Consider the following 9,072-nt stretch of genomic DNA (forward strand, 5'->3'; position numbering starts at 1 on the left):
TCGGCGCACAGATGCGCCTGCTCTACACCACCGCCCTCTACTACGACTACGTCGAGAACGAAATCCCGCTGACCCAACTGGGGCTCGCCGCCTGAAGTAGTCGGGGCCGGGCGTGAGACGCCCGGTCATTCAGTTCATGCGATGGCGGCGTGCTCGCCATCGCCATCGCGTACAAGAGGGAGTGTCATGAGCGAATCCGCAACTGTATTCAAGAACCTGATTGCGGGAGAGTGGACCGCCAGCGTGAGCGGCAAGACTTTCCGGAACATCAATCCCGCCGATACGCGCGATGTCATCGGTCATTTCCAGGCGTCGACGCCCGACGACGCGCAGGCGGCGCTCGGCGCGGCATCGGCCGCATTCGCGAAGTGGCGCCGCACTTCGGTATCGGCGCGCGCGAAGATCGTCAACAAGGCGGCCGACTGTCTGGAAGCCAACGCCGATGCATTCGCGCTCGAATTGACGCGCGAAGAAGGCAAGCCGCTCGCGCAAAGCCGCGACGAAATCCTGCGTTCCGCGCAGGTGCTGCGTTTCTACGCGGTCGAAGCGCAGACCTTCACCGGCGAGACGTTCCCCAGCGACGATCCCGACCAGCTGGTGTACACGCAGCGCGAGCCGCTCGGTGTGGTCACCGTGATCACGCCGTGGAATTTCCCGATCTCGATTCCGGCGCGCAAGATCGCACCGGCGCTGATGGCCGGTAACACGGTCGTCTTCAAGCCTTCATCGGATGCGCCGCTGATCGGCTATCGACTTGCCGAAGCGTTCGTGCAGGCGGGTATTCCGGCCGGCGTCATCAACTACATCACCGGGCGCGCCTCCGACATCGGCGCGGCGATCACCGAGCCGCCCGTGGTGCGCGCGGTGTCGTTCACGGGTTCGACGGTCGCGGGCGAGCATATCCATCGCTCGGTGCCGATCACGACGCGCACGCAGATGGAACTCGGCGGCAAGAATCCGCTGATCGTGATGGAAGACGCGGACCTTGACCGCGCGGTGGATCTCGCGGTCAAGGGCGGCCTGTCGCTGAGTGGCCAGGCGTGTACCGGCACGAGCCGTATCCTCGTCATGGAGACGGTGCGTGAAGCGTTTACGGCCAGGCTGCTCGAACGCGTGAAGAGTCTCAAGATCGGCAGCGGCGTCACGCCCGGCATGGATCTCGGTCCGCTCGCCAACCGCAAGCAGCTCGATACGGTGCTCGGCTACGTCGCATCCGGCAAGGAGCAGGCGACCCATCTGACCGGCGGCGATCAACTGACCGGCGACGGTTTCGAACACGGCTATTACGTCAGGCCGGCCGTCTTCACGAACGTGCCCGAGAACGCCCGCATCTATCGCGAGGAAATCTTCGGTCCGGTGTTGGCGATCGTTTCGGTGACGAGCTTCGAGGACGCAATGACGAAAGGCAACGACACCGAATACGGTCTTTCGGCGGCCATCGCGACGTCGAATCCGCGCTACATGCACCGCTTCGCCGACGAGATCGAATCCGGCACGGTCAAGATCAACCGCACCACCACCGGCAACGTCGTCAATGCGCCGTTCGGCGGTTTGAAGCGCTCGAGCACGTCCACGTTCCGTGAATCGGGCCGCGCGGGGCTGGAGTTTTACACGCAGATCAAAACGGTTTATCGCGGTCTCTGAGCCGCACGTCGCGCGGCCAAAGCATCGCAACGACACATCATTCAATCGGAAAACGCATCATGAAAAGTTCTTTCAGGCTTGAACTCGCCGAAGCGCGCGCGATGGCGCGCGCCTCGCTGGAACGCGCGCAGGCGATCGACGTCGCCGAGTCGGTCTGCATCGTCGACGCGGGCGGCTATCCGCTCGTGCTGGAGCGCATGGACGAAGCGCGCATCACCGGCCCGCAGATCGCCTGGAACAAGGCCTTCACCGCGGCGGGCCACAAGCGCTCGACGCATCTGTTCACCAAGGCGCCCAATGGCCCCGCGTTGCCGGGCAACGAAGCGTTCGGTATCCAGTTGAGTTTCGAGGGACGCTTTGCCGCGTTCGTCGGCGGCTTTCCGATCGTGGTCGACGGCGAAGTGATCGGCGGCGTGGGGCTGAGCGGCGGCAACGGCGAGCAGGACACGCAGTGCGGCCTCGCCGCGCTCGAAGCGCTGCAGACGCTGCTGTCCGCGGGCGAGCATCGCGTGCTCGTGGAAGCCGACATCAAGAAGTAACGTCAAGAAGTCACGCTGCGCCGCCCAGTGGCAGGCGAGTCCATTGTTTCATTAGAGATTGGCAAGATGGTCTATCAGATTGAGATCGCGGAAACCGGCCAGCGCTTCGCTGCGCAGGCCGACGAATCGCTGCTCGACGCGGCGCTCGCCGCTGGCGTCGCGCTTCCTCACGATTGCCAGCTGGGCGGTTGCGGCGCATGCCGGATAAAGGTGGTCAGCGGTGCGCACGAGTACGACGAGTTCCCGTTCGGACTCTCACAGGAAGAATCCGATGCGGGCTTCGCACTCGCATGTCAGGCGCGTGCGCGCAGCGACATGGTGATTGCTGCGGGCCATGCGGGCGCGGAGGTCTCCGCGCCCGCCGTGGTCGAGGTCCGAGTCACCGAAGTGAGCAGCTTGGGTCCGGATGTGCGGCGGCTGGCGATCGCGCTTCCCGAGCACCTCGCACTCAAGTTCAACCCCGGCCAGTACATGAACGTCGTGCTGGAAAACGGCTCGCGCAGGAGCTTTTCGATGGCGTCGGCCAAGCTCGGCGGCGCGGACACGTATGCGCTCGACTTTCATATCAAGCGCGTGCCGGGCGGCCGCTTTACCGATCATCTGCTGTCGGGCTTGCGCGCGGGCGATCGTCTCGACGTCGAACTGCCGCTGGGCAGCTTCCGCTTCCACGCGGAGGATTACCGCCCGCTCGTGATGGTCGCGACGGGCACTGGACTCGCGCCGGTCAAAGGCATCATCGAGTCGCTGATGGACGATCCCGATTGCCCGCCGGTATCGCTGTATTGGGGCGCGCGGACCGAGGCGGATCTTTATCTTCACGACGAGATCCAGCAATGGGGCGCACGCCTCTACGAGTTCCAGTACGTGCCGGTGCTGTCGCGACCGGACAGTACCTGGACCGGACGGCAGGGCTATGTCCAGCACGTGGTATGCGAGGACTTTCCGGACCTGTCGGAGCACGCGGTATACCTGTGCGGATCGCCGGCCATGATCGACGATGCGCGGCGCCACTTCCTGCGCAACGGCGCGAGCATCGATCACCTCTACGCGGACAGCTTCACGTTCCAGCACGAAGCCGAATCCGCGCTTCACGAAAGGAAGATTGCATGATTCATTTGACGGATGCGCGGATCGACGAACTCATCACCATCGACGATGCCATTCCGGCACTCGAACAGGGACTTCGCGAACTCTCCAGCGGCGCGGCGGCCGTGCAGCGCCGGGTGCGCACGGAAGCGGGCGGCGTGAAGCTCTCGACCCTTGGCGCCGTGCTGCCAGGACTCGGTGTCGCGGGCGCGAAGGTTTATTCGACGATTGCCGGTCAATTCAACTTTTCGATCGTGCTGTTCTCGACGGTGGACGGCAGCCTGCTGGCCACACTCGATGCGAACGCGATCACGCGCATTCGCACCGCCGCGACGACGGTGGTGGCCGTGCGCGCGCTGGCGAAGCAACAGGCGCGCACGGTGGCCGCGTTCGGCACCGGCGTGCAAGGGCGCGCTCATGCGCTTGCGCTGGCCGCGCATACGGGCTTGCGGTCGTTTCGTATCGTCGGGCTGGAGGGCACGCGCGAACTCGCGGCGGCCGTCACGGCCGCCGGTTCGACGCGAGGTATCGAGGCCACGGTGTGCGACGCGGGCGACGCGGTGCGGGGCGCGGACGTGATCGTGACCGCGACGCGTGCCACCGGTGCGCTGTTCGACGGCAATGCGGTGTCGCCGGGCGCGCTGGTTGCCGCGATCGGTTCGAGCCTGCCGCATACGCGCGAACTCGACGACACGCTGATCGCGCGAGCGTCGCGCATCGTGGTCGAACTGCGCGAGCAGGCGCGCGAAGAAGCGGGCGACCTGCTGCTCACGCAGCCGGGCACGTTCGACTGGAACGACACGGTGGAACTCGGCGATGTGCTGACCGGCCGCGCTAAAGGCCGCGTCGCGGACGACGACGTGATCGTCTACAAGGCCGTGGGCATCGGCTTGCAGGATGTCGTGCTGGCGGGAATCGCATGGCGCAAGTACCTGGCGCGCAGCGAGGTCAAGGTGCTGAACGCGTTGCAGGGCTCGTGATGAGCGCAACGCCGGGCGCCGATCGGGCCTGCAACACTGCGGGTTCTGTCGGGATAAGGCGATTTTGGCGGACGATTGCGATGTGAGAAGGATTGCTTACATCGCCAGCGAGTAGAATTGCCGGGCGGCCCATGGCTTGAGTTTGCCGGAGTCTCTCATCTGCCCCTTGGCGATCATATGCATGAGTTCAATGCCGCTCAACAAGATGCGGGCACAACGGAAATCCTTGAATCCCAACATGGATCGGGTACGTCGCTTGATCGCCCGATGGTCTTGTTCCACGATATTGTTGAGATACTTGGCCTGGCGGATCTTGATGGGCGTCTCACGCTCGGCGTTCACGGCGTGCAGCCCGGCCAGATTGACACCGCTTTTATCGATGGTTACGGTTTCGGGCGCACCATTCTGATCGATGGCCTTCTCGAAGTACCGTCGGGCCGCTTCCTTGTCCCGCCTGGCTCGCAGCAGGAAGTCAACCGTGTTGCCGGCCTTGTCGACGGCGCGGTAGAGATACTTCCATGTGTCCCGGACCTTCACATAGGTTTCGTCCATCCGCCAGCTCTTGCCGACCGGGCGCTTGCAGCGGCGGAACGCCTTTTCAAGCACTGGCAGAAGCTTGATGGCCCACCGATGCACGGTCGAATGATCGACCGCGATCCCGCGTTCGGTCATCTTCTCCCCGAGATTGCGCAAGCTCAGCGGGTAGGCCACGTACCAACGCACGCACACCAACATTATCTCGAGCGGATAGCGCAACCGCTTCAGCACTTCGACTACCGCCGGACTCAGCGCCTTCATTGCCGTTCACATCATTCTGTTAGGTCCCGCAGCATACCGGCCTCCGCTATTGCAACAGAACCGGTGCGGCGGGGTCGCGGGTCTGATGTCAGTCTGCTGAGTGACCTGGACGGAGCGGTGTGCAATGGGTCGCAGCAATAGCGCTGGTAAAATTTCGCGCTATTATTTCTCGATTGGGGGCCAGTAGAGGACAAACATGGATGCGTCTTCAGACAGTACCGATCGCCCATGGAGCGTGTCGCTGATTCAGACCAAGATGCTCCCGCCCCGTCTTCCGTCTGGCTGCGTGCAACGATCCGTGTTGCTTAAGTGGTTGCGTAAGCAGCCGGTTCGCAGCATCACCGTCGTGACCGCCCCGGCGGGGTTCGGCAAGACGACATTGCTTGCTGGTTGGTGTGAAGCGCTGTCGCAGCGAAAGCATGTCGTTGCATGGCTCAGCCTCGACGCAGAAGACGATGATCCGCAGCAGTTCTGCGCTTACCTGGTGGCCGCATTCGCCAGGGCCTCGGCGGAAATTGCCTCGCAAGCGCAACAGATCCTTAATAACGATCCGCTGACTCCTATCAGAACGGTCATTTCAATACTCCTGAACGGGATCGCTGCATCCGGCAGGCGCGTTTTCCTCGTGCTGGATGACGCCGACCGTCTGACTGCGAAACCGGTTCTTGCGATTACTTCCCGTCTGCTTCGCTATGCCCCCGAGAACATGCATATCCTGCTCGGGGTGCGAGGTGAACCGGCCTTGATAGTTGGTCAGTTTCGAGCTCCAGAGGAACTAGTTCGTATTGACGTCGACGATCTGCGTTTTTCGATCGCCGATGCACAGGCATTTTTTGACCGGACAGGCACCGTGCCGCTTGACCGGACCAGTGTTGAGTTGCTGAACGAGGCAACGGAGGGGTGGGTCGCTGGCTTGCAACTTGCTGCTCTTGCGCTACGCGATGTGGGCGATGCGGCCAAGGTCGCCGGTGCGCTGGTCGGAGTCAGCTCCGGAATCGATTCGTACCTGAACGATACCGTGCTCGCACATCTGCCGCTCCATATGCTGAAGTTTCTGCTGTACACGTCGATTCTTGAACGACTGGCCCCTGAGTTGTGCGATGCCATCATGGGCAAGGGAAGTGGAAGCGCGGGCCAGCTCGACTGGCTCGAGCGGCACAGCGTGTTCATCCGGCCGCTGGATGAAACACGGCACTGGTACCGCTATCATGCGCTCCTGTCCGACGCACTTCGTCGGCGCCTTCTTCGCCAGATGCCACAACACGTCCCGTTGCTGCACCGTCGTGCGTCCCAATGGTTTGCAGGAGCACGTCTTTGGCCCGAGGCAGTCAGACATGCCTTGGCTGCAGGCGAACTTGAGCAGGCGGCACAGTGGGTTGAAAACTGTGCGACGGAGATGCTCGAGCGCGGTGAGTTGAACACGTTGCTAGGATGGATCGGAAAACTGCCACCGGATGTCATCCAGAGACGGCTTCGTTTGCGCCTGACGAAAGCATGGGCGCTCGTGTTCTCGATTCAGCCGGACGCCGCCTCGAGGGAGGTTGCTGCTGTTAACAACGAATTCTTTCGGGGGCGCCGCAAGGATACCAGCATGGTAGAGGAAGCGGCATTGGCGGAGATCAACGCGGTCAGCGCACTGATCGCCACCATGGTGGAGGAAAGCGAGCGGGCGCTCGAACTAGGGCGTGCTGCTCAAGCCTCAATGGCGCCTACAGCGCCGTGGGTGCAGCGCTGTGCGCAATTCGCGCAGCTCTTCGGCTTGATGCACAGGGGCAGGTTCGACCAGATACGTGAAATACGCGACGCCGTCGGCGAGCGAGTTGAACAGGGTCAGGAGCCCGACTACTCGGATATGTTTCGACGCTCGTCGTTCGGTGTTGCTGCATTTATGCATGGCGAGCTGTCTGAATCAAGGCGAATTTTTGAGGCGATGTTCCACCGCATCGAAAAAGCATGGGGCCACTCGTCATCCTGCGCAACCTGGGCGGCCAGTTGCCTTGCTGCGATCTACTATGAGTGCAACGAACTGCCTGAAGCGCGGAGGATGATCGCGGGCCGCACGACCGCTGCACTGGAAACCTCGCCGCTAACTGGTTTGATGCGCCATATACTGTCTGCAGCACGCTTGCTGTGGCGCGACGGGGAGATGGGCTCGGCGCTGGCCATTCTCGAAGACGGTCGACAGGCCGCCGTAACCCGACACTGGCTACGTCTGAAGTTGGCGCTGGATGCCGAAACGGTAAGATTGCTCCTTGTAGAAGGCAACGTTGCTCAAGCGAGGCAGATCGCCGACGAGCTGAGCAAGAGCGTGCCAATGATGTGCGAAGGGCGGACTGGGTGCGCGGTAGACACCTGGACGAGCTATTGTCTCCTGTTGGCTCGCGTACTGATCGCCGGGGATCGTGCAGATGAAGCCGTCACGCTTCTCACACCTTTGCTTGATACTCTGGCTGCTACGGGCAGGCGCTATTCGGAGGCTGTGGTTTCCTTGCTGTTCTCATGCGCGCTCGCGCAATGTGGAGCGTCCGAAAAGGCGCTTGGTGCGCTCGAACGAGCGCTACGGCTCGGAAGGCAGAGCGGCATGATTAACAGCTTCGTGGATGAGGGGCCACCCGTGCGCGCGTTGCTACAGCAATTTCGCTTGGCTTCAGCGAATGTTCCTACGGCAGAAACGGCGTATGTCGACCGGCTGCTTACAGCTTTTGATGCCTTCGGCAATTCACCGGCTGCGTCGCCCGCGCATGTTGAGGCCGTGCCGCTGTCACCGGATGTTCTTAGTGCGAGGGAGTTTGAGGTACTCGAGTGCGTTGCCCGCGGTCTTTCGAACAAGGAAATCGGCCGGTCGTTGAAACTGGCACCCGAGACGGTCAAGTGGCATTTGAAAAATATCTTCGAAAAGCTCGACGTAAATTCGCGAATTGACGCCGTACAAAGAGTTTTTGGACCTGGGGTAGGAGAGGGCCGCGCGGCCATGTAGTGACGAGCCATATGCGATAGCCTTCACCAGATTCGGCGCGGACATCCCCAGATCGCCTGGACTTTTTTCTCGGAATCACAAGCGCAGCCGCTTCCGCCAGCGCCTTCTCCTTGCGCTGCAATTCCGTCTCAAGCTGCTGGATGCGCTTCTTGTCATCGACGCGGAATCGACAATCCCGGACAAGTAGCGACCAGGGGTCTGTGTGTTACTTCTTGAATGTGCCGAGCAGTTCGGTGTGCGCCACGACATGGCCTTCCATCGCCTTTTCCAACGCCGCCTTTGTGGGCTTGTGAAGATCGGGCAGCACGGTGTCGAGCGCGTAGAGCTTATGGAAATACCGATGACGGCCAGTGGGCGGGCATGGGCCGCCATACGTGGTGCGATGGAAGTCGTTGGTGCCTTCAAGTGTGCCTGCCGGAAGCGCGCCGGAAGTGACGCCCTCCTGAACACCAGGAGCCGTCGTCGGGATGTTGTAAAGCACCCAGTGGACCCATGTCATCCGTGGCGCGGCCGGGTCGGGCGCGTCGGGGTCGTCGACGATCAGCACGAGGCTTTTCGCGTTGGCGGGTACCCCGGACCACGAGAGCGGTGGGGAGACGTCCGCGCCCGTGCAGGTGTAGCGCCCAGGAATCTCGCTTCCTTCGTGGAAAGCTTGTGAGGTGAGGGTGAAGGCCATGGTGCGCTCCTCGGCGTTAGCCCGCGCCGCCAGCTAGTGCTTGCGATGCATCCAGCTCATATGATGCGTGTCGAGCCACTGACTCGGGCTCTCCCGGGTGATCGCGCCTGTAGCGCCTGGACAAGGCCGATGCGACGACAACGAGAACCACAAGGCCAACCCAAAAACTGATCATTGATTGAGTGTAAGCGCGAATTTAAGCGCACCTGGAATTCGCATCTGAACGAGCGCAGGCTTGCGTCCGCAACCACAACTTGCGGACGCAACCATGACTGACGATGACTTGGCTTTTTTGCCGCTGAAGGTAACGCATATCGATCGGGGCGGCAGGCGGGTGTTTGACCCTCAGGATAAGCGGCGACTGATCGATGC

General features: G+C 62.1%; 7 protein-coding genes and 2 pseudogenes. 6 read left to right on the forward strand and 3 right to left on the reverse strand.

Going from position 1 to position 9,072, the window contains the following annotated elements; all coding sequences use genetic code 11:
- From HDG37_RS38330 to HDG37_RS38350, 5 genes and pseudogenes are all read left to right on the forward strand, one after another.
- Positions 1-95: pseudogene (locus HDG37_RS38330) on the forward strand (iron-containing redox enzyme family protein); the annotation flags it as partial.
- Positions 96-186: 91 nt separating this feature from the next.
- On the forward strand, positions 187-1,644 hold the full coding sequence (locus HDG37_RS38335) for an aldehyde dehydrogenase family protein (RefSeq protein ID WP_184056718.1): 1,458 nt from the start codon (positions 187-189) through the stop codon (positions 1,642-1,644).
- Positions 1,645-1,703: 59 nt separating this feature from the next.
- The gene (locus HDG37_RS38340; protein WP_184056723.1) at positions 1,704-2,183 is read left to right on the forward strand and encodes a heme-binding protein; all 480 of its coding nucleotides are present in this window, start codon (positions 1,704-1,706) and stop codon (positions 2,181-2,183) included.
- A 66-nt stretch (positions 2,184-2,249) separates the two neighbouring features.
- Positions 2,250-3,293, forward strand: a complete 1,044-nt coding sequence (locus HDG37_RS38345) for a 2Fe-2S iron-sulfur cluster-binding protein (RefSeq protein ID WP_184056726.1) — start codon at positions 2,250-2,252, stop codon at positions 3,291-3,293.
- On the forward strand, positions 3,290-4,249 hold the full coding sequence (locus HDG37_RS38350) for an ornithine cyclodeaminase family protein (protein WP_184056729.1): 960 nt from the start codon (positions 3,290-3,292) through the stop codon (positions 4,247-4,249). Before HDG37_RS38345 ends, HDG37_RS38350 begins: the two co-directional genes overlap by 4 nt.
- Positions 4,250-4,345: 96 nt before the next feature.
- On the opposite strand, the gene HDG37_RS38355 is transcribed toward HDG37_RS38350, so the two are convergent.
- Positions 4,346-5,047, reverse strand: coding sequence for an IS6 family transposase (locus HDG37_RS38355; RefSeq protein ID WP_184056732.1), 702 nt, complete (start codon positions 5,045-5,047; stop codon positions 4,346-4,348).
- A 196-nt stretch (positions 5,048-5,243) separates the two neighbouring features.
- Between HDG37_RS38355 and HDG37_RS38360 the strand changes: the two genes are divergently transcribed.
- Positions 5,244-8,024 (forward strand): LuxR C-terminal-related transcriptional regulator, encoded by a 2,781-nt coding sequence (locus HDG37_RS38360; protein WP_184056735.1) that lies wholly within the window; start codon positions 5,244-5,246, stop codon positions 8,022-8,024.
- A 55-nt stretch (positions 8,025-8,079) separates the two neighbouring features.
- Here the strand turns inward: HDG37_RS38360 and HDG37_RS40535 are convergent.
- Together HDG37_RS40535 and HDG37_RS38370 are read right to left on the reverse strand one after the other, a co-directional pair.
- Positions 8,080-8,178 (reverse strand): annotated as a pseudogene (locus HDG37_RS40535) (transposase); the annotation flags it as partial.
- A gap of 51 nt (positions 8,179-8,229) precedes the next feature.
- Positions 8,230-8,700 carry a YbhB/YbcL family Raf kinase inhibitor-like protein gene (locus tag HDG37_RS38370; RefSeq protein WP_184056738.1) on the reverse strand — a complete coding sequence of 157 codons (471 nt, stop codon included), beginning with the start codon at positions 8,698-8,700 and terminating at the stop codon, positions 8,230-8,232.
- Positions 8,701-9,072: the final 372 nt, after the last annotated feature.

This window comes from Paraburkholderia sp. MM5384-R2 (genome assembly GCF_014201025.1).
Taxonomy (GTDB): domain Bacteria; phylum Pseudomonadota; class Gammaproteobacteria; order Burkholderiales; family Burkholderiaceae; genus Paraburkholderia; species Paraburkholderia tuberum.